The following is a 20,900-nucleotide window of genomic DNA, read 5'->3' on the forward strand; positions in this document are numbered from 1 at the left end:
GATACAAGGACGCTGCCTATACAAAAAAACAAGCCCGGATCCATCGCGGCTTGTTTTGCGTTATCGGTAATTTGATTTCTCGTTTTTTTACTTGCCTATAACCCCAGCCGTCTGCCTAAAGGAGTCGGCATTCCGTCGATCGTGCTCCTGTTTTTCTCCTGCCAGTAGTCGTGAAGCCCTTGTTCGCCTTTATGCTCTGCCCACCGATTCAGCGTATCCCTTTCCTTTTCATAGGTCATGAAGGGAACCGCATAACCGCAGGACGTCTGCACTTTATGCACATCGATCGTGATGATCTGTCTGGCTCCGGGCATCGGATCAAACAAAGGGTATAATGTCTCCCACTCCCTGCTCTCCGGTAAAATCACCGTCCCGGTTCCGTACAGGCGCATAATGTTCGCCGGCCCTTCAAACGCGCAGAACATGATCGTGATCCGGCCGTTTTCTTCCAGGTGGGCACTCGTTTCATTGCCGCTTCCGGTCAAATCCAGGTACGCGACCCGGTTCTCGGACAAGATCCGGAACGTGTCATAACCTTTTGGCGACAAGTTGACGTGTCCTTCCTGTGACAATGGCGCTGTACCAACGAAAAACATATGCTGCTTCCGGATAAAGTCCATATGCTCAGGCAGCATAGCCGGAAATTGTTTCCCCATTTGAATCCCCCCATTCGTACTCTGCCGATTAATTAAATTCATTGTATGTTCATCCGCTGCATATTAAAAATATATTTTTACCGCGTAATCATACATTTTAGTTATGAGTGTTTCGCGAAATGGGGACTTCCATTCAGACGGGGTTAATTACAGCTTACATATTCATAAAATCGTCCCTCTCGACCTTACTCACCCGCAGACCGAACTTTGCGTACCACTCGCTTTTCCCTTTATCCTGAGCTACCCTGTGCAAGGAATTCTCTTTCCAGGCCTTGATCGCCTCAAGCGACTCCCAATACGAGACGGTAATTCCGACCCCATCCGTTCCCCGAACGCTTTCGACTCCGAGAAAACCCGGCTGCTTCGAAGCGAGCTCGACCATCTTGTCCCCCATTTTCCCGTACCCTCTGTTCTCTCCATCAGACATTTCCGAAGTAAAAATGACCGCATAATACGGCGGCTGCGGCGTATTTGCTATAGCTCCCATCCCTGTTCTCCCCTTATCCATCATTCTATTTGCATTATACCGAGCCACTTACAATAAATAAAATGAATGTTTAAAATGGTTGTAATGATTATTTTTCATGGCGGGAGTGTTTGAAAATGACCTTGGCGAAGTACGAAATTATCGGAAAAGTCGTCGAAACCGGAAACCTGACCAAAGCGGCGGAACAGCTGAGTTTAACACAATCGGCGGTGAGCCGTGCCATCATCAGCCTGGAGCAGGAATTGGGCATCCAAATCCTTGCCCGGGGCCGGTCTGGCGTCCGGCTGTCCCATGACGGAGAACGGTTGTGGGGATATATGAAGGAAATGCTCCAACTGCATGAAAACATGCTGCAGGAGGCGGATCAGATCAAGGGGCTGATGCGGGGAACAGTCACGATCGGAACGTTTACCAGCGTATCGATCCATTGGCTGCCGGATATTCTTCACCGTTTCCAGCAGAAGTACCCGCAGATCGAAATCCGGCTGCTCGACGGGCATTATCACGATATCGAGCGCTGGATTGCCGATGGGACTGCAGACTTTGGATTCGTGAATTTGCCATCTTCGCATGGCCTTGAGACCACAATGCTCATACAGGATCGGATGGTGTGCGTTATGCCGGCTGATCATAAACACAGCGTAAAATCCACGATATCACTGGAGGAGATTGCGGATGAACCGTTTATTATGCCTGCGAAAGGCTGCGATACCGATGTAAGGGCGTGGTTTGACGGTCATGCAGCGGTTCCCCGTGTGCGATTTGAACTTGAGGACGATCATGCCATTATGGCAATGGTGCGTAGCGGACTTGGCATCAGCATCCTGCCGGAAACGATTCTTGCCTCAGCTCCTTCTGGGCTCGTGGCCAGGCCGCTTGCCCCGGAAGCTTCGAGGTCCATCGCTCTGGCCGCGGTTTCTTTTAAGAAGTGCTCTCCGGCAGCAGCGAGGGCAATTTCATCTATCGTGGAGTTGATCGGCTTAAAGGAATCGAATTCCTAAAAATATGTAATTCTCGCTCCAACTAAACTGCGAAATACTGCGTTTTACTACTGAAGTGAAAAATGCGTGTTCACTGTTATCTCGGGTTAAGGACGTGACGAATGAAAATCAGATGCATCATACTGTTATGTTTCTTACTGATTACGGGCTGTTCAAATTCCCCATCCACAATCGAAGAAGCGATGCACAAATCCAACATCCCTTATGACGACATTTTAAAAACCTTTGATCCAGACAATAAGCATACGGTGGTGTTCTATAGTAATGACAATCAATATAACGTCGGCCTTTTGAAGCACAACCGTCAAAGTTGGACTTGGATCGTCGGCACGTACACGGATATCCATCCTGACCAGGATATCGACTGGAGTTACTGCAACCTGAATGAGCTTAGCCCCATGTTTGTCGGGACTGTCAATAACAAGGACATTCGGAGCATCGTCGTGGAGACACGAAAAGTAAAAACCGAAGCCCAGTTGATCCATTCATCCAACGGCACCGTATACTGGTATGTGCTCTTGGATGAACCGCAAAACCCGCCAATGCGATTCACCGGATATAACGCTCAAGGGCAAGTCGTGTATGATACAGGTTCACTCGATGAATAGGGTTCCGCTCCTTTGAACAAAAAAAGCGTTCCGATGCTCTCGCATCGGGACGCTTTCTTATTGACCATAACCGATTATTCTTCGGACTCGATCCATTGGAAATGGAAGGTGCCTTCTTTGTCGACACGCTGGAACGTATGCGCGCCAAAGTAGTCGCGCTGCGCTTGCAGCAGGTTGGCCGGCAGACGGTCCGTACGGTAGCTGTCGTAGTAAGCCAGTGCGGAAGCGAAGGCCGGAACCGGAATGCCGCGCTGCATGGCGACGGACACAACGTTTCTCCAAGCATCCTGGTAGTTGGTAACGACCCAGCCGAAGTAATCGTCCAGAAGCAGGTTTTTCAGCTCCGGATTTTTATCGTAGGCCTGCTTGATGTTTTCCAGGAAGCGGGCGCGGATGATGCAGCCGCCTCGGAAAATCATTGCGATGCTGCCGAAGTTCAGATTCCAGTTAAACTCTTCGGAGGCAGCACGGAGCTGGGCGAAGCCTTGGGCGTACGAACTGATTTTGCTGGCGTACAGCGCCTTGCGTACGGCTTCCACGAACTCCCTCTCATCCCCTTCATACGGAGCGGTGTGCGGCCCTTTGAGGATTTTGCTTGCCTCCACGCGTTCTTCCTTCATTGCGGACAAGAAGCGGGCAAATACCGATTCGGTCACGATAGACAGCGGCACGCCGAGATCCAGCGAGCTTTGGCTCGTCCATTTCCCTGTTCCCTTCTGCCCCGCCGCATCCAGAATGACGTCAACCATCGGTTTGCCGGTGTCCGGATCTTTCTTGGAGAAAATATCAGCGGTAATTTCGATCAGGTAGCTGTCCAGCTCGCCGCGGTTCCACTCGGTGAAAATGTCGTGCAGCTCTTCCGTGCCGAGTCCCAGCACATCCTTCAGCAGGTGATAAGCTTCGCCGATCAGCTGCATGTCGCCATACTCGATGCCGTTATGGACCATTTTCACGTAATGGCCGGATCCGCCTTCGCCGATGTACGTCGAGCAAGGATCTCCGTTGACTTTGGCCGAAATCGCCGTAAGAATCGGTTCAACGAGCTCGTAGGCGTCCTTCTGGCCGCCAGGCATAATCGCCGGTCCTTTCAGGGCTCCTTCTTCGCCGCCGGATACCCCGGCCCCGATAAAGCGGATGCCCTTCGCCTGAAGCTCCCGGTATCTGCGCTCGGTGTCCGGGAAGAAGGCGTTCCCGCCGTCAATCAGGATGTCTCCTTCTTCCAGATGCGGAACGAGCTGCTCGATCAGCGCGTCCGTCGGTCCGCCGGCTTTAACCATCATCATGATTTTGCGCGGGGTTTCCAGTGACTGCACAAACTCCTCGATGCTGAATGTACCGACAAAGTTTTTTCCTTCGGCTTCGGCGAGCAGTTCTTTCGTTTTTTCCGGCGAACGGTTATATAAAGCGACCGCGAAGCCTTTGCTTTCCATATTCAAAGCCAGGTTTTTGCCCATGACGGCAAGACCGGCCACACCGATTTGCTGTTTGCTCATCGTTTCTCTCTCCTCCAGATCTCTCTCTTTTTACTTGACGCTGCTTTTCCAGTCGGCCGCAAATTTAACCAAACCTTGGTCCGTCAACGGGTGCTTGGCGATTTGTGCAATCACGCCGAACGGAACGGTCGCAATGTGCGCGCCGGCCATGGCGACGCGGGTGACGTGGTCCGGGTGGCGTACCGAGGCTGCGATAATTTGCGTATCCAGGTTATGCGTGCGGAACAGCTGCGCAATTTTGTCCACCAGAAGGACGCCGTCTTCAGAAATATCGTCCAGACGACCCAGGAACGGCGATACGTAGGTTGCTCCGGCACGGGCGGCCAGCAGCGCCTGGTTCACGGTAAAGATCAGGGTCACGTTCGTTTTGACCCCTTTTTGGGACAAATAACGGCAGGCTTCAAGACCCGCGAGAGTCATCGGCAGCTTGATCGTGATTTTCTCATCGTTGTTGTTGATCTTGATCAGCTCGTTCGCCTGGGCAATCATTTCCTCAGCGGTTTCCGCATCCGGCGTCACTTCCGCCGACACGGACTCCACTTCCGGCACAGCCTGGCAAATCTCGGCGATCCGGTCTTCGAATTTCACGCCTTCCTTGGCAACCAGGGACGGGTTCGTGGTGACTCCGGAGAGAACCCCGATTTTGTAGGCGGATTGAATATCCTGCAGATTGGCGGTATCAATAAAAAATTTCATCTTACAACCTCCTGTGAATGTTCAATATATGATTGGCTCGGTAAACCGAGCATAGAACCCAAAATCAGCTGGCGGTAACTTGCTCGACAAGCGGCTCGGAAGCAGCCTTTCCGGCTTCGTCTTCCTCGTCGAACCACCAGTGGAATCCGTCTGCGGCAAGCAGCTCATGGGCTGCTTCCGGACCGTGCGAACCGGCAGCATAAGGATGCAGCGGCACCTCATTAGCGGCGAAGGCTTCCAGGATCGGCTGCACCCACTGCCAGGACAGGTCGACCTCATCCCAATGGACGAAGAACGTCGAATCTCCGTTCAGTGCATCGTGAATCAGCGTTTCGTACGCTTCCTGGGCTTCTTTGCGGTCCGGATACATATCGATGTATACCGGTTTAAAGCCGGTCGGATGATCCGGGTCCTTCGCATTCAGCTGAAGCGTGATGCCTTCTTTCGGCCCGATCTCGATGACCAGCAGGTTCGGTACGGTTGCCTGCTCTGCTTGCGTCGCCGTGGTGAGCGGTTCCTTGAATTCGATCACGATGCGCGTGCTCTTCGAGGCCAGACGTTTACCTGTCCGGATGTAGAACGGAACGCCGCGCCAGTAGTAATTATCGATGTGCAGCTTGGCAGCGATAAACGTATCGTTCATCGAACCTTCGGAAATGCCGGGCTCAGCTGTGTATGCGGGAACCGGTTTGCCTTGAATGGATCCGGCTGTGTATTGTCCGCGCACGATGTTGGTAAGCACATCCTGCTTTTGCAGCGGATCCAGTGCTTCAAGCACCTGCTTCTTCTTGAGCTGGACGTTCTCCGCCGAAGCCATGTTGTGCGGCGCGTGAATGGTCAGCATCATGAGCAGCTGCATCATGTGGTTCTGGAACATATCCCGCAGGGCGCCGGCTTTGTCGTAGTATCCAGCGCGTTCCTCAACGCCTACGGTCTCGTCAGCCGTAATTTGGACATTAGCGATAAAGCGGTTCGTCCACAGCGCCTGAATCACAGGATTCGCCTGCTTCAATGCTTCAAGCCGCTGCACCATAGATTTGCCGAGGTAATGGTCGATCCGGTAAATTTCTTCTTCCGCAAAAGCTTGGCTCAGCTGGTCGTTCAGCTCGCGGGCCGAAGCGACGTCATGGCCGAACGGCTTCTCGATCACGAGGCGCTTCCAGCCCGTTACGCTGCCAAGGCCGCTGTTTTCGATTTGGGAGGCGATAGTGCCGAAGAAATTCGGCGCAACGGACAAGTAGAACAAGCGGTTCGATGTTCCGCCGATTCCTTGCTCCCAGGCTTCCACCCGATCTTTTAACCGGACGAAGTGATCCGTGTTATCGATGTGCAGGATGTTGAAGCCAAAGAGTCCCAGGAAGGACTGCAGGGAGTCATCCTCTTTCACATTCAGCCGGTAAAAATCGTACAGCGACTGCTTGACGTGAGCCTTGAACGTCTCATCCGTCATTTCTTTACGGCCGAGGCCGATTACAGAGAAAGCTTCCGGAAGCTTTCCATGAATATATAAATGATACAGAGCAGGGTATATTTTGCGCTTGGCCAAATCGCCAGTCGCTCCAAACAATACAAAAGTTGTAGGATTCATCTCAATTGCTCCTTCCTTTCAAAGCTCCGCGACTTCCACTTCTCATTCTGTCGAAAAAGCTCTGGTTTCTGTGTCTTGGATTCACTATAATACAAATATGTGCCATACATGTAATCAATATATTTCTGAGGAGATATAGACCATATCTATGACTAACAATTACGAGTTGTATAAAGTGTTTTATTGGGCCGCAAAGACGGGAAGTTTAACACAGGCTGCCAAGGCGCTGTACCTGACTCAGCCCAGCGTCAGCCATGCCATCAAGCAGCTGGAGGAGCGGATCGGCGTTACGTTGTTTTACCGCAACTCCAAAGGTGTAAGCCTGACGCAGGAAGGCAAAATTTTGTTTTCCTATATAGAGCAATCGCAAATTCTCATTACACTCGCTGAAGAAAAAATGGTAGCACTCAAAAATTTGGACAGCGGCGAGCTGCGGATCGGCGGAAGCGATTCGTTGTTCAAGCACTACCTGCTTCCTTTTCTCGAGGATTTTCACGTCAAATATCCGGGAATCAAGCTGCACCTGAATCACGGAACGACACCGGAAGTGATCTCCTATCTAAAGGAGGGGCGGATTGACCTTGGCGTTGTAAGGATGCCGATCTTCGACTCGCAGCTGGAGGTAACGGAAAGCATTGAGCTGCAGGACTGCTTTGTGGCGGGCGAACGGTATGCGGAGCTGAAGGGGCAGGCGCTGTCCATGGAACAGCTGATGGAATATCCCGTGATTCTGTTCTCACGGAACAGCCGGGTGCGAATGGCCATTACAGAGCTGTTTGAAAAATACGGACACGAGCTGAAACCCGACATCGAGGTGGGAAGCGTCGATTTGCTGATCGAATTCGCCAAGCGTGGGCTGGGCATTTCGTATGTCACGCGCGAATTCGTAGCCAAGGAGCTGAAGGAAGGCTCTCTCTTTGAAATTGAGCTGGATGTGGAGATCCCCCCTTCCAAGGTGGGCCTTATGGTAATGCGAAACATGCCGATATCGGCGGCGGCGACGAGATTTATCGAGGTGGTTCATTAGTCGGATGCACATCTTTCAAGGTAAGCAAAATCAAAAGGACGCCAACACAATGGCGTCCTTTAACGCATCATCCGTTTTTAGATTCAGTGCTGCTTCCGGTACGCTGACGGGGACATCGAACAGTAGTTTTTAAAAGCACGGGTAAATGCAAACAGGGTCGGATACCCAAGGGAGTAAGCGATCTCCGTAACCGCAGCCGACGTCCCGGACAGCATTTGCTTGGCCTTGTCCATCTTGACCTTGGCAATATACTCGGCCGGGGTCATGCCTACAAACCTCGTAAACTGTGTCGAAAAATAGGTACGGTTCAGGCCGGCATATTCGGCTACTTGCTGTACGGTGATCCCCTCGGCGGCATGCCATTCGATGTACTCGGTCCACTGGGATGCCTTGCTTTTTTTTATCGTTGTTGCACCTGGACGCTTGGGCTCGTCCTGTGCTTTAGAGCTTGCGATCATCTGAGATAACGCCTGGTACAGCAGTCCTTTCAGGTTCAGGGCGGCGACGACCTGATCTGTCTTACCATCCTTCCACTCCGCAAACAGACGCCGGATCAAGTTCGCTACCTCTGGACTCCACAGCCCTCTGGAGCAGGGTACATCCGGATGAAAACCTGCCAGATTCAGCATCGGTTCCATGCCGGGTCCATCCATGGCCAGCCATGTTAACTGCAGAGAATGATCGTCGTCCGGCTTGTAATACATATAGGTACGGTTCGGATACATGCAAAAGGCATCCCCTGTCTGGAGCCTGTACGTGTGCCCCTCATATTCAACCATCAGGCTGCCTGCCCTGACAAAATGAATACTGTAGCATTCAATTCTGCGCGGACCGATCCGGTATCCCGGCTTTGCTGTACTCTGACCCGCCCTGACCAGCCAGAACGGGGTATCTTTGTCGATCCTGGTCGGCGTGTAATATAAAAACTCCGCGAATTCGTGATCATACTCCTGCAGCATGCGTTCTCATCCTCCCCATCATCCTTACATGAACTGACAAAATGATAAATCTATCATACAATACGCCATTCTCTTTGGGCACCCCTTTACATATAATCAGTTCGAGGAGGTTGACGGATGAAGAAACCTAATATTTTGTTAATTACCAGCGATCAGCAGCACTGGAATACGATTGGCGCCTTTAATCCTGAAATACATACCCCGAATCTGGACCGGCTTGTCCGGGAAGGAACCACATTCGACCGGGCGTATTGCCCCAATCCGACCTGCACGCCGAGCCGTGCCTCGATCATTACCGGCATGTACCCGAGCCAGCATGGAGCGTGGACGCTCGGCACCAAATTGCTGGAGGACCGCCATACGGTAGGCGAAGATTTCAAGCAAGCCGGTTACCGGACCGGACTGATCGGCAAAGCACATTTTCAGCCGCTTACGTCGACCGAGGAATTTCCGTCGCTTGAAGCCTATCCCATTCTTCAGGATTTGGAGTTTTGGAAAAATTACAAAGATGGGTTCTACGGTTTTGAGCACGTGGAGCTGGCGCGGAATCACACCAATGAAGCCCATGTCGGGCAGCATTATGCGCTGTGGATGGAAGAGAAAGGCTGCCATAACTGGAGAGACTATTTCCTGCCGCCTACAGGTACCATGGACCGGGATCAAACGTATAAATGGCCGATTCCCGAAGAGTACCATTACAATACCTGGATCGCCGAACGGACCAATGCTTTACTGGAACAATATCATGAAAACGACGAAAGCTTTTTCCTGTGGTCCAGCTTCTTCGACCCGCACCCAGAATACCTCGTTCCCGAGCCATGGGATACGATGTACGATCCCGAGCAGCTCACCATTCCCGAGATGATTCCGGGCGAGCATGACCGCAATCCGCCGCATTTTGCCAAAACGCAGGAAGAGCAACCCGACTTCACAAACCTGCAGGAAACGGGACATGGCATTCACGGTTACCGTTCGCATCATTATTACGAGTACGGCAGCAGGAAGCGATTGACGGAGTATGATAAGAAAAAGCTGGTCGCCGTCTATTACGGCATGATCAGCATGATGGATAAGTACATCGGGCATATTCTCGATAAGCTGGAGGAACTGGGAATGGCCGATAACACGATCGTCGTCTTTACGACGGATCACGGGCATTTCTTCGGACAGCACGGTCTGCAGGCCAAGGGCGGGTTTCATTACGAGGACTTGATCAAGCTGCCGTTTATCGTCCGGTATCCCGGTGAAGTGCCGGCCGGCAAGCGGAGCAGCGCCATTCAATCTTTGGTGGACCTGGCTCCGACCTTCTTGTCCCTGTGCGATCTGCCGGTTCCTTATGCGATGACGGGCATCGACCAGAAGAAGGTATGGCTCGGCGAAGCCGTGCAGGCGCGGGATCATGCTATCTGCGAGTTCAGGCATGAACCGACCACCATCCACCAAAAAACTTACGTCGACGAGCGCTATAAAATCACGGTCTATTTCAATCAGACCTACGGTGAAATCTTCGATCTGCAGGAAGACCCCGGAGAGCTGAACAATTTATGGGACGATCCGGAGCATGCGCCGCTCAAAACCGAACTACTGCTAAAATATGCCTGGGCGGAGCTCGGCAAAGAGTCCATGCCGATGCCGAGAATTACCGGAGCATAAGGCTTGTCAGGCCCGATCCACACGATGGGAATGCTTGTCCCGGCGTAATGAAATTCATGAACCTATGAACCTTCGATCGTAAAAGTAACAGCAGCACATCCAAAAAGGCCGATTCACATCGCTGTGAATCGGCCTTTTCCAACTCATTTATCGATTCGGATACAGTTTGAATTCATCACCTGACTCCGTCTCAAACTGGAGCAGTGAACCTTCCAGCATGTGGACCTCGCCTCCTACCATCTGCAGGCGTACTTCGCCTTCTCCCCATGGATTCCGGATCCGGCATGTTCCTCCCAGGGAGGACGTGATCGTTACATATTGTATATCGCCACCCCGAACAGCCGATTTGACGTTAAATCCACCAGGACACCATAGCGAAAATTCAGCGTCCCAATCCACAGGACATGCAGGGAACAGACGGATAACCGAATCCTGGCCTGGGCCCGCTGGCTGGCTTTGGCACAGCGCCGATTGCAGCGCAGCTGCAGCGTTCCCAAGACGCTGAATGCTGATGCAGTTCACCCCTTCCCTGACGGTTAAGCGGTTTTCAAACGATTTGATTCGGCCTGTATCGTTGAAATAACAGTAATCCCGCTCCGCGTTGACACATTCCAACTGGGCCAGCACGACCTGCTTAAAAGGCTCGGCAAGCCCCATATTGGCCAAGACGCGTGCCATCCCCGACATTTCAGAGGCAGCACGGCTCCAGTCGTGATCGAGAAGCTCCTCCTGGTACCGAATCGTCGCCATAGTCGTCTTAAACATGTCTGGGTTACTCCCGGCGGTCTCGAGGGAACATAAGCTGCCGAAATAGGCTGGCTTCACGTCGATATGGCTCTTCTGATCCAACACCGGACCGAGTGCGCCGACCCATACGGCCGCTTCCCCTTCTCCCGTTTTCAGGACGGCGTCTGCTTGGTCGCTTCGCGGAAGCGGGGCCAAATGCTCGTACAGCTCCTGCCACGCCGGCCGTATATCGCGATCCAATCCGAGTAGGTCCGAAGCCCGGAGGACGATCGGAAAGATCGTATGCATGCCCGCCATCGAATCCATCGTGTCTTTGCCGCCGTAATATTTTTCGTCGCTGGTCGTGTGATACATGTGATACAGTCCGTCCTCATCCTTCCGCAGGTTGGGGTAGTGGCGGAAAAACTCGGCGACGCCCCGGATAATCGGATAGGCGCGCTCACGCAGCCATTCTTCATCCTTGGTGAACTCATAGTACAACCAGTAGTGGTAAGCAATTCCGACCTGGGTGGCGAACATGTGCGTCGTGAATCCAAAGGGGCCATAACCTCGTTCCTTGTACGTAAACCTGCCGTCCACATATTTTTCGTGATACTTCCAGTTCCAGCGGCTCTCATGCGGCCGCTTGGAGTAAGCATATTCGCGAAACCGGTCGGACATCTGCTCCCACGGCTTGCGAAGCAAATAGAGGTCCCTCATTTCCTCGGCAATGTCTTCCGGCAGCTCCTCCAAGCCATCAAAGGACAGGACTTCCGGGATATAAATGCCTTGGCTTCCCCACTGCTGCCTTGCTGCGGCTGCACACGAATCGTACATGGCTGAATACATGTTGAAATACGGATGGAACAGTTCATCATGCCCGGTTGGCAGTACGGCGTTATAATACAAATTCATGTTGTTCCACCAATGCATGGCCCCCCAGTGCCGAAGATCTCCGCGCGGGCTGAGCAGCATGCCGCCGAAATTCGGAGGAAATTGTGAACCACGCGAATTGGATGCCATCAGGTATACGTAATACGTGTAATGCTGCTCGACGAATTCGGCACGTTCGTCCTCGCTATGAAGGCGGATATACGATTTGTCCCAAAAGGAATGCCACCACTTGCGATGCTCCGCCAGCAGTGCGTCATATCCCGACTGCATGGCATGCCGCACCGTTCGGATCGCTTCCCCGATGACATCTTCCTGTTCATCAAAGCTGGCTGCACTGCTCATAAAGATGTCAAAACTGCCGTTTCCCGGTTGAACACACAGGCGCATTTCCGTCTCATTCGGCTGCCCGATCACCAGACTTTCCCGATAAGCGCCGACTGGCTTCCGGCCGCCGTACTCGTCGTTCATCCTTACCTGCGCGTCCCTTCCCGTTATCGCAATAACGACCGCTGAAGCGCAGAAATAGTCTCCTTCGCGGAATTGCTGATGAAGCACCATCATGCCGTCCCTTATTATGAGGCGTGATACGGCCGAGTGGTTTTTGGTCACGACCTCTGCAGGGCGCAGCATTTTGAGCTTAATGTTAACCACCTGAGGCGCCGGCCGGCGATCATGGATCCGGACGCCGAACACATCATGCCCGGACGCAGCAAAGGCCTCCGCCGCCACTCCAATCCCCGATATCGATGCCGTCGCGTCATACAGACTTAGATGCTGACGAATTCCTTTGTCATTAAATACATCCTCGCCATAATCCACCAGATCGATATCGACAAAGCCGCAGCCGTAAGCATAATCCGAGTGCCGCTGGTTGAAGCTGTTGGTACGGCTGTCGTTCGCATACACATCGGCCCGGTTGATTTGAAACTTGAGTGCCGAAGGGGAAGTCCAAATGAGACTGCCCATCCGGCCGTTTCCGAGCGGAAGTCCGCCCTCACTTCGCTCCACGGTATGACGGTAATGCAAATCCGCCCGTGAGACATGCTCGCGCATGTTGATGTTTCGAAATTCCACTGCTTTTTTCACTGGCCTGCACTCCCTGCGTGTGTGATGAAAAAGCTTTAGACGATCTCGCTTAATGGTGAATCCAAGTCTATCTTAATCGTGTGCGGGATGCTGCCAGTATGAATAAGTTACGATGGACATGGAATTTGTTACGAAACTACAATTCAGGCGAACCTGGAGTGGCAACAAAAAAAGAAAGCCGCACTTAACGGCTTCCTCGTATAAAGGGCAGGACTCATATGGTCAGTTTATAAACGTACGATTTCTCCGGATCGGACTTCGATCGGATCCCCATCTACGCTGACCCATACCGATTGGGCCGACGGATTATGAATGAGGTGTGAATCGGCTGAGTACCGGAGTCCTTCCACGGCCTTGCAGTAGGCGTAAATTTCCGCATTGGTTGCGTACCAAATGTCGTCCTTGCCGCCGATCATCTCACCGAACCTCTCTACCAAATCCCAGTTATTGTCGTTATCGAATTCATAGCTGTGGCCCCAGACGTAAAAAAGCGACATTCTCGAATATCGTTGCTGCATATCAATCCATTGATCGGCGTATTCGACCATTTGTTTATGATGGCAGGTCGGATGCCAGCGGAGCCAGTCGTCCGGCTTATGAAAGCCTCCATGACTGTTCACTGTACGGGCGTATTCGATACCGATGGACCGTAATATGTTCACAACCTGATCGCTGTAGGTGCCAAACGGATAGCTCATCCCTTTGACCGGATAGCTGACGAGCCCCTCCAATGCCTTGCGGTCTTCCACCACCTGCTCCAACACTTGATCCGGCGGCGTCTGTTCCAGAAAGGGATGGTCCACCGTATGAACCGAAACCTCATGCCCCTGAAACAATGTCGCGACTTCCGTTTTGTCGATATATCCTGCTTTGCCGAGATTCCCGCTGTTCAGATGAAACGTCCCCTTGAGGCCATAGTCGTTTAGCAGACTGACTAATTTGCGGTCATGGTCCCGCCCGTCGTCAAAGCTGAGCGTCACCGCCTTGTTCACACCGTTAGGAAAACGGTCCAGTTGGATGCGCATATGTCGTCTCTCCTCTTTTGTAATCATAGTGACAATCGTTTACCGGTATATATGAATTCGCTTCTGTTGATCCATCTTTAATTTCATAGCCGCCAGCGTTTTGCGTATCCAAGGAATTTTGTTCATGGTCATCACATTCAGAACGTAAATCAACACAAGCTTGATCCCTGTAAAATCCGGTTGTAGTTGATCCTGAAAGGCTTCCATTGACTTCCCTTCCCTCCACTTCATTTCATGACCCGTTTACCCAAGCGAACGGTTTGCGCTTTCAATTACACGTTCTATGTAAGCTTGTAATGCCTCAATGAATATGCGGCCTGCCTTACCCAGATATTTATCCGTCCGGTAAATGATGCAGATCTCCTGGCTCGGTGTTGGATGCAGAAGCGTGACTGCGGTGATTTGTTCCCGGCCAAGGTTGTCGAGCAGCAACCGGGGAAGAATGCATGCTCCAATTCCCTGCTCTACCATGGAGAGAAGCGTCGATAGCGTCGAGGTCACCATAGGGTGATGCAGCTCCATACCTTTTTCCTGGCAGCAGGCCCGAATCAGCTTCGTGATCTGGTGATCGGGGCCGAAGGTGACCATATCCAGCTCCTTCAGCTGTTCAAAGGGGATGGCCTTTAATCGGGCAGCGGGATGATCCGATCGGACGGCAAGCGCAAACTCCTCATGAAACAGTGGGATGATGGCCATACGATCGTCGGGCCGCTCAGGCATCGTCGTGACGCCCAAGTCTCTGTTCCCGGCCAAAACCTCTTCATATACGTTCGTCGTTTCGCTGACCGAAATGGACAGCTTGGGGTAAGCCCGGTGAAAATCAAGCAGCAGCGCGTCAAACAGCAGGTCCCCATCCCCTGGCAGTATGCCGATGTCCAGCTTGCCGCCCTCCACTTTTTTAAGATCCGAGATGGCCCCCTGAATGTAATCCACCCTCTCAAAGATCAGCTGGCTCTGTTCGAGCAGGATCCGGCCGGCATCGGTTAAAGCAATCTTTTTGCCGATTCGGTCAAACAGAGGCATCCCCAGCTCCTTTTCCAGAAACTTGATTTGCTGGCTCAAATTCGACTGTGTCGTGCAGAGATTCTCGGCGGCCCGGGAGAAATGCATTTCTTTACATATCGCTGCAAAGTATTCAAGCTGTCGAAGTTCCATGGACGTCTCCTTCCCATTGTTTCGTATGCTGCCATGTTAAGTTCTATATCCAGTATAACGGAGGACGGAAGGATTTCCCATAAGATGAAAGATCCATTAGTGAAAACGATTCATACCATCGGAATTTCGTGATTGTTGCTTATGGTCTGGACCGGTAAACTTGGTAACAAGAACGAAATAAACCATCCCACAAACCACTAAGGAGGAATTACAAATGAGTACACAATCTATCGTGAATACAGGCAAGGTGCTGCATCAACTGGTGATCGGTCAAGTTCAGGGAATACCGGAGTCACTCTTCGATATTACGCCGGCAGGCTTCAGAAATACGATCCGCTGGAACGTTGGGCATATCGTATTTTGGCTCGATCGATATCAGCAGCTGTGCTTCGGTTCAGCGTCGACTATTCCGGCATCCTACGAAACGTTGTTCAACAGCGGTACAAAGCCGGCCGACTGGACGATTGCTCCGCCATCCCAAGAAGAATTGGTGCAGCAGCTTGCCAATCAGCTGTCCCAGATTTCGGAGATTACGCCGGATATGCTTCAGCAGGATCTGAAATCCCCGTTCGTGCTGGGACCCTTCGAATTCACGACCGCTGCCGAGTTGTTCAACTTCGCCTTGATGCACGAGGCTATCCACCTTGGGACGATTACGAGCCAGCAAAAAGCGGTACAATAGCCGGCTTCCTTGTAAAACGGATTGCATTCGCGCGAAAATGTGCCTCATAGCGGAAGTTCTACCAGCTAAACGGAAGAAGCCCCTTCACAGCAGCGCTTGGCGCCTGGAAGGGGCTTTAACTTATGCGTGAGAACTAATCTTTTACCGTGTTAAGCACTTGTTGTGCCTGATAAGGCTTTCTCGCCTTCTACATAGTCCGCGTATTCTGCGGCATACTTCTCCAGCTGCTCATCGCTGACTTCGCGGATTCGGCCAATAACAAACGGCGACCGATAGATCATCCCGGTCAGGTTTGCCGTCTGTTGGAATGGACGGAGCAGCTCGCCATAAGAGTAATTGTGAAAGCCGCCGGATTGGTACATGCTCGGAGAACCTCCGGAAGAGATGGCGATGATCAGCTCTTTTCCATTCAACTTGACCCCGCCTGGTCCATGGGCCCATCCAAACTCGAACACTTCATCCATCCATTTCTTCAGCAGGGAAGGCGAGCTGTACCAGAAAAAAGGAAATTGAAGCACGATTCGGTCGTGCGCCAGAAGCAGCGCCTGCTCGCTTGCAATATCGATCTTTTCGTCCGGATAGGCTTCATAGAGCCGATGTACGGTCACATTGCCCCGCAATACCAACTCTTCCGCCAGCCGCCTGTTGATCCGGGAATGCTCCAAATCGGGATGAGCAACAATCACAAGTGTGGCGGTCCTTGAGGATCGGTTCGTTTGGCTGGAATGCGTATCGTTGGTCAAAATCGAAGGGTTGGTCATTGAAAACATCTCCTTAACATATAATTATAATTCGAGATATGTCGATGTATTGGATAAAAAATAAAATCGATATTTACATATCTCGAATTATCGATTTATTTTGTATAGAAAAACTGAATTCATTGAATTGAATCCAGTCTCTATCATTACAGGTCTTTCTGGATGTACGAGGCGATGGCCTGAATCGCTTCTTCATCCCTTTTGTAATAGGTCCACTTACCAATTCGGGTTGCATGGATCAGACCTGCCCGCTGCAGCACGGACAAATACTGGGATGTGGTCGATTGAGTCATGTTCAGCTTGGCTGTAATTTGGCTTACGCAAACCCCAACTTCGATCAGTTCCACCTCTCCCTGTGGGCCAAAATGGGCCTGAGGATCTTTCAACCACTCTAAAATTTGCAAACGCGCTTCATTGGACAATGCTTTAAACACTTCAGTGGGTTCAAGTCGTTTCATGAGTTTTATTATATCGATAATTCCCGATATATCAACATGATGATAAAAATATTGTTAAACCCTTACGATCTGCAAGCCAACAACTTGTTATTTTGAGTACCTTATACCTCATGTCACTGTATTTCATCGGACTCGTCTGTATCAGAATTAAAGACAAAGACCGGACCATGCCACTGCTCGTTTTGAAGAAATTCTTCGCAATAACGATCGTGATGTGCATACTCTGAAATCACATGTTTCCAAAAAGCATACGCCGGCTTGTTGCCAACCGTTTGCCTGATCTCCCATGTCCCTTTGAACTCCCCGAATAGGGTATAGGCAGTTTTTTTACCTACCCCTCTCCGCCTGTATTTTCTCATGATAAAAAAATCGCTGATTACATTTGTTTTCTCAGCCTTGCTCAATTTCATATACTCCTGCGGTACATCCAGACTGACCAGAACAAATCCTGCGATTTCCCCGTTCACAGAGACCATGAAGGGCCTCCGATATTCATCTGTCCATTGATGATCAATGTATTTGTATAAGTATTGACCGTGCCTGTTCAGCACATGCCCATCAAACTCACTGCTGTCGTAGCGGTATAGCTGTATGAGATTGTACAGCAGTGTCTTATCTTCATAAGGAATAAGGCACAACTTTAAATCCATAAATTCATTTTCCTTTCATTTGATTTCCGCCGAAATTGTCATTTCGTCAACCATCGTGCTCCGCAATCGGCGTAGGTCCCGGACTGGCGGCATCCCAAACATCCGGGCATATTCCCTGCTAAAATGCGACGGACTCTCGTATCCGACCTGAAACGCAGCTTCCGCCGCATCGATCGATTCGGAGAAGAGCAGCCGGCGCGCCTCTTGCAACCGGATCTGCTTTTGGTACTGGATCGGGCTCATCCCGGTGACTTCCTTGAAATAATCGTACAAAGACGAAGTGCTCATACGGGCCTCCGCAGCCAATTCTTCTACGCGAAGAGGCAGGGCAAAATCGCGGTTAATCTTCTCAACCACCCCCGCGATTCGCTGAGCGTGGCTTCCGATCACGGCAAATTGCACCAGAGATGCGCTGTGCTCGTTCTGAAGCACCCGGTAAATGATTTCCCGCATGGCATAAGGCGCAAGCACCGGAATATCACGCGGTGTTTCAACCAGTTTCACAAGCCGCAGCACGGCATCCAGAAGCGTATCGTTGAGCTGGCTTACCTTCAACCCCCGGCTGGTCTCATTCCCAACTCGGATAGCATCATCAGATGCTTGAATCACATCAAGAATTTGGTTCATATCAAAAAGGACTTGCAGGCTTAAATACGGCGTTTCATTCGATGCCTCCATCACTTGCCCAGTAATCGGTAATTGGACTGAGGCGGTTAGGTAACTGCTCGGGTCATACTGATACACCTCTTGTCCCAGCATAACCACCTTGGAACCCTGCGCTACGACGCAAAGGGATGGCTCATAGACAGAATATACCGGTTCAGATAACCGGGAAGAGCGAATGAAGCGCAAACCGGGAACTTCCGTCTCATGCGTACCGTCTTCCGGTGTGAACTTCTCGATGATCCGGAGCAGTTCTTTTCTTTGTTTCTCGAACCATTCATCCATCCTCTTCTTCCCCCTTTGATCTATATGATTAGCTTAACTTTATCCGCATCTGGAGGATTAGGCAATCATCTTGTATGATCCGGCTACCGTCTCTCTTTCCGAAGGAACGATAATGAACATGTAAGAAATGCGAAACATGGTCCGGATCACATAACTGTAGAAAACGATGACATGTCAGGATTCGATCCGGCTTTCGCAAAGGAAAGGAGAATATTCAATGACTACGCAAAACGAACAATCCCATCCGTATGTCGGCATGTGGGTGACAAAGGACGGTTACATCCGGCATGAGCTGCTGCCGAACGGGAGGTATGACGAAGCGCGCGGTGATCGGAAGAGCGCTTATCAAGGCAGGTATACCATTGTAGGCGACCATATCGAATATGTGGATGATACAGGGTTTACAGCGGACGGCGACTTCCGCGATTCGGTGCTCTACCACGCCGGCATGATTCTCTATCGTGAAAATTAGCGGGGAGATGCCCCTTTTTCATCACAAGAGTTCGAATCGAGCAACTTAGCATAAATCAAATCCAAAGGAGAAATGTTCAATGTCCGAAATCAATGGAAAAGTCGTTGTGATTACAGGTGCAAGCAGCGGGATCGGCGAAGCTACAGCGAAGCTTCTCGCCAGCCGGGGTGCCCATGTCGTCATGGGGGCCAGACGCGTAGAAAGACTGGAAGCACTGGCTTCCCTCATTGAGGCAGACGGAGGATCCGCTTTATATCAACAGCTTGATGTGACGAGTATCGAGCAAATGCAGTCCATCATCCGCTTGGCTCAAAGCCGGTTCGGACGGGTCGATGTCATCGTGAACAATGCCGGCGTGATGCCGCTATCACCGTTGGAAGCTTTGAAAATCGACGAATGGAACCGGATGATCGACGTCAATATCCGCGGGGTTCTGCACGGTATTGCCGCCGGTCTCCCCGTAATGAAGGAGCAGCAATTCGGCCATATGATTAACGTGGCTTCCATCGGGGCTTATTCGGTCACGCCAACGGCGGCGGTATACTGTGCAACCAAATACGCTGTTCGCGCCATCACGGAAGGTTTGCGGCAGGAAATTGATGCAAACATCCGGGTAACGCTCGTTTCTCCCGGCGTAACGGAATCCGAGCTCGCTGAGAGCATTACGGATGACGGGGCAAGGGAATTTATGAAAACGTACCGGCGTAACGCTCTTCCTGCTTCCGCAATTGCCCGAGCCATCGCCTATGCGATCGAGCAGCCGGCGGACGTCGATGTGAACGAGCTGGTGGTTCGCCCCACAGCCCGGCTTGCATGATACGATGAATAAATAAAAATCAAGCATCCTAATGACGAAACAGGCAGCCGGTCGACAAAACGATCCGACTGCCTGATAGTTTTTTTAATGGTTACAAGTCCCGCTCATACCGTACTTCCTCCGATACCTCTTTGAACCCCACGGCATGATACAAGGATAAAGCCGATGAATTGGCCGTTTCAACCTGCAGTACGGCACACTCACATCCGATCTTTTTGAGGTAGGTCAGCGCCTGGTGCAGCAAATGCTTGGCAATGCCCTGTTGTCGCCAAGGTTCTCTGACAAAAACATCCTCGATGACGCCATCCCCCTCTGCATCCACCCATGCCATCACGCTGCCGACCAGCGTATCATTCTCCCGGACGACAAAAGAAGTCCAAGCTTGATTCTTCCGGTTTTCCATGAGCCGCTCCATCCCAATTGGAGCCCCCGGCCAAATTTCCATGTCTGCTGCCAAGTATTCATGGATGCCGGCTTCCGACGGCATGTCCCACTGGATACAGCGATATGGTGCGGAAAGAGCAAATTGATCCATTTCTCCAACCAGATGTCGCTGCATGGTATACAGACTTTTACTGTAGCTGAATCCTTTCGATATAAAATATTGGGTGTTGTTCACTTCCGTGGACTGGTTACCGATCCCAACCAACGTCTGGTGAGCCGGGGGCAGGGCTGCTTTCAACTCGTATGCCCTGTTCAGCAAAGGTTCGTATAGCAGATCATAGAGATGATAATCATTCTCCCTTTCCGGACGCGTCTTCAAGTTGAGATAAATTTGGTGCTTATGGTCCTGCGGGCTGCCAGCCGGGATTTCCGAAATGACGCTGACCTGCCCTTTTCCGATCATTCGTTCTCCCTCCACTGCAATGAACACATTCGGCCAATTGGCTTCGTCTCCAACCCACCAGAACACCGTTTCTCCCCTTAAAGTTACGGCAGCATACAAATCTCCCAGCATCTGAAAATCTTCTTTCGTAAAATGGCGGACTTCAATCAGTGTCATTCACAAACCTCTCTTTTTATGATCTGTAACTCTTCACTAACAGGTTGATTTTACC

The 20,900-nt window shown here is 51.3% G+C and carries 21 protein-coding genes; 7 read left to right on the plus strand and 14 right to left on the minus strand.

Annotated elements, in window-relative coordinates:
* Positions 1 to 95: 95 nt before the first annotated feature.
* Together K2F33_RS24715 and K2F33_RS24720 are read right to left on the minus strand one after the other, a co-directional pair.
* Entirely contained in the window at positions 96 to 656 is a 561-nt protein-coding gene (locus K2F33_RS24715; RefSeq protein ID WP_076166047.1) for a pyridoxamine 5'-phosphate oxidase family protein, read from the minus strand.
* A gap of 154 nt (positions 657 to 810) precedes the next feature.
* The gene (locus tag K2F33_RS24720) at positions 811 to 1,143 is read right to left on the minus strand and encodes an antibiotic biosynthesis monooxygenase family protein (RefSeq protein WP_263879227.1); all 333 of its coding nucleotides are present in this window, start codon (positions 1,141 to 1,143) and stop codon (positions 811 to 813) included.
* A gap of 116 nt (positions 1,144 to 1,259) precedes the next feature.
* On the opposite strand from K2F33_RS24720, the gene K2F33_RS24725 reads away from it, so the two are divergent.
* Positions 1,260 to 2,144: a LysR family transcriptional regulator gene (locus K2F33_RS24725; RefSeq protein WP_263879229.1), complete on the plus strand. Its 885-nt coding sequence runs from the start codon at positions 1,260 to 1,262 to the stop codon at positions 2,142 to 2,144.
* A gap of 182 nt (positions 2,145 to 2,326) precedes the next feature.
* A complete protein-coding gene (locus tag K2F33_RS24730; RefSeq protein WP_263879231.1) occupies positions 2,327 to 2,752 on the plus strand; it encodes a hypothetical protein in 426 nt (141 codons plus the stop codon).
* A 74-nt stretch (positions 2,753 to 2,826) separates the two neighbouring features.
* Here the strand turns inward: K2F33_RS24730 and gndA are convergent, their stop codons facing one another.
* The 3 genes from gndA to zwf form a co-directional block, all read right to left on the minus strand.
* Positions 2,827 to 4,245 carry an NADP-dependent phosphogluconate dehydrogenase gene (gndA, locus tag K2F33_RS24735; RefSeq protein ID WP_212968621.1) on the minus strand — a complete coding sequence of 473 codons (1,419 nt, stop codon included), beginning with the start codon at positions 4,243 to 4,245 and terminating at the stop codon, positions 2,827 to 2,829.
* Between the two features lie 30 nt (positions 4,246 to 4,275).
* Positions 4,276 to 4,941 carry a fructose-6-phosphate aldolase gene (gene fsa / locus K2F33_RS24740; protein ID WP_076166067.1) on the minus strand — a complete coding sequence of 222 codons (666 nt, stop codon included), beginning with the start codon at positions 4,939 to 4,941 and terminating at the stop codon, positions 4,276 to 4,278.
* Between the two features lie 64 nt (positions 4,942 to 5,005).
* Complete coding sequence (zwf, locus tag K2F33_RS24745; protein WP_263879235.1) at positions 5,006 to 6,529, minus strand: glucose-6-phosphate dehydrogenase; 1,524 nt, start codon at positions 6,527 to 6,529, stop codon at positions 5,006 to 5,008.
* A gap of 148 nt (positions 6,530 to 6,677) precedes the next feature.
* Here zwf and K2F33_RS24750 point away from each other — a divergent pair, with 148 nt between their 5' ends.
* Entirely contained in the window at positions 6,678 to 7,556 is an 879-nt protein-coding gene (locus tag K2F33_RS24750; RefSeq protein ID WP_145020048.1) for a LysR family transcriptional regulator, read from the plus strand.
* 83 nt (positions 7,557 to 7,639) lie between these two features.
* Here the strand turns inward: K2F33_RS24750 and K2F33_RS24755 are convergent, their stop codons facing one another.
* The gene (locus K2F33_RS24755; RefSeq protein WP_263879238.1) at positions 7,640 to 8,515 is read right to left on the minus strand and encodes an AraC family transcriptional regulator; all 876 of its coding nucleotides are present in this window, start codon (positions 8,513 to 8,515) and stop codon (positions 7,640 to 7,642) included.
* Between the two features lie 117 nt (positions 8,516 to 8,632).
* Between K2F33_RS24755 and K2F33_RS24760 the strand changes: the two genes are divergently transcribed.
* On the plus strand, positions 8,633 to 10,168 hold the full coding sequence (locus K2F33_RS24760; protein WP_263879240.1) for a sulfatase family protein: 1,536 nt from the start codon (positions 8,633 to 8,635) through the stop codon (positions 10,166 to 10,168).
* Positions 10,169 to 10,315: 147 nt separating this feature from the next.
* Here the strand turns inward: K2F33_RS24760 and K2F33_RS24765 are convergent, their stop codons facing one another.
* The 3 genes from K2F33_RS24765 to K2F33_RS24775 form a co-directional block, all read right to left on the minus strand.
* Positions 10,316 to 12,874: a glycosyl hydrolase family 95 catalytic domain-containing protein gene (locus K2F33_RS24765; protein ID WP_263879242.1), complete on the minus strand. Its 2,559-nt coding sequence runs from the start codon at positions 12,872 to 12,874 to the stop codon at positions 10,316 to 10,318.
* A gap of 227 nt (positions 12,875 to 13,101) precedes the next feature.
* Positions 13,102 to 13,899: a polysaccharide deacetylase family protein gene (locus tag K2F33_RS24770; protein ID WP_263879243.1), complete on the minus strand. Its 798-nt coding sequence runs from the start codon at positions 13,897 to 13,899 to the stop codon at positions 13,102 to 13,104.
* 243 nt (positions 13,900 to 14,142) lie between these two features.
* A complete protein-coding gene (locus tag K2F33_RS24775) occupies positions 14,143 to 15,054 on the minus strand; it encodes a LysR family transcriptional regulator (protein ID WP_076166088.1) in 912 nt (303 codons plus the stop codon).
* A gap of 214 nt (positions 15,055 to 15,268) precedes the next feature.
* Between K2F33_RS24775 and K2F33_RS24780 the strand changes: the two genes are divergently transcribed.
* Positions 15,269 to 15,736 (plus strand): DinB family protein, encoded by a 468-nt coding sequence (locus tag K2F33_RS24780; protein WP_076166093.1) that lies wholly within the window; start codon positions 15,269 to 15,271, stop codon positions 15,734 to 15,736.
* 149 nt (positions 15,737 to 15,885) lie between these two features.
* Here K2F33_RS24780 and K2F33_RS24785 read toward each other — a convergent pair whose 3' ends face one another.
* The 4 genes from K2F33_RS24785 to K2F33_RS24800 all read right to left on the minus strand — a co-directional run bounded on the left by K2F33_RS24785 (position 15,886) and on the right by K2F33_RS24800 (position 18,553).
* On the minus strand, positions 15,886 to 16,497 hold the full coding sequence (locus K2F33_RS24785) for an NAD(P)H-dependent oxidoreductase (protein ID WP_263879246.1): 612 nt from the start codon (positions 16,495 to 16,497) through the stop codon (positions 15,886 to 15,888).
* 146 nt (positions 16,498 to 16,643) lie between these two features.
* Positions 16,644 to 16,955 (minus strand): ArsR/SmtB family transcription factor, encoded by a 312-nt coding sequence (locus tag K2F33_RS24790; RefSeq protein WP_263879248.1) that lies wholly within the window; start codon positions 16,953 to 16,955, stop codon positions 16,644 to 16,646.
* Between the two features lie 113 nt (positions 16,956 to 17,068).
* Positions 17,069 to 17,605 carry a GNAT family N-acetyltransferase gene (locus K2F33_RS24795; RefSeq protein WP_263879251.1) on the minus strand — a complete coding sequence of 179 codons (537 nt, stop codon included), beginning with the start codon at positions 17,603 to 17,605 and terminating at the stop codon, positions 17,069 to 17,071.
* A gap of 15 nt (positions 17,606 to 17,620) precedes the next feature.
* On the minus strand, positions 17,621 to 18,553 hold the full coding sequence (locus K2F33_RS24800; protein ID WP_263879253.1) for an AraC family transcriptional regulator: 933 nt from the start codon (positions 18,551 to 18,553) through the stop codon (positions 17,621 to 17,623).
* Between the two features lie 217 nt (positions 18,554 to 18,770).
* On the opposite strand from K2F33_RS24800, the gene K2F33_RS24805 reads away from it, so the two are divergent.
* Positions 18,771 to 19,025, plus strand: coding sequence for an Atu4866 domain-containing protein (locus K2F33_RS24805; protein ID WP_263879254.1), 255 nt, complete (start codon positions 18,771 to 18,773; stop codon positions 19,023 to 19,025).
* A gap of 79 nt (positions 19,026 to 19,104) precedes the next feature.
* Positions 19,105 to 19,842 carry an SDR family oxidoreductase gene (locus tag K2F33_RS24810; protein WP_263879255.1) on the plus strand — a complete coding sequence of 246 codons (738 nt, stop codon included), beginning with the start codon at positions 19,105 to 19,107 and terminating at the stop codon, positions 19,840 to 19,842.
* A 91-nt stretch (positions 19,843 to 19,933) separates the two neighbouring features.
* Here K2F33_RS24810 and K2F33_RS24815 read toward each other — a convergent pair whose 3' ends face one another.
* Positions 19,934 to 20,845, minus strand: coding sequence for a GNAT family N-acetyltransferase (locus tag K2F33_RS24815; RefSeq protein ID WP_263879257.1), 912 nt, complete (start codon positions 20,843 to 20,845; stop codon positions 19,934 to 19,936).
* Positions 20,846 to 20,900 lie beyond the last annotated feature (55 nt).

Origin of the sequence: Paenibacillus sp. PSB04 (assembly GCF_025809195.1) — a bacterium.
In the GTDB taxonomy this organism is placed as follows: domain Bacteria; phylum Bacillota; class Bacilli; order Paenibacillales; family Paenibacillaceae; genus Paenibacillus_AQ; species Paenibacillus_AQ favisporus.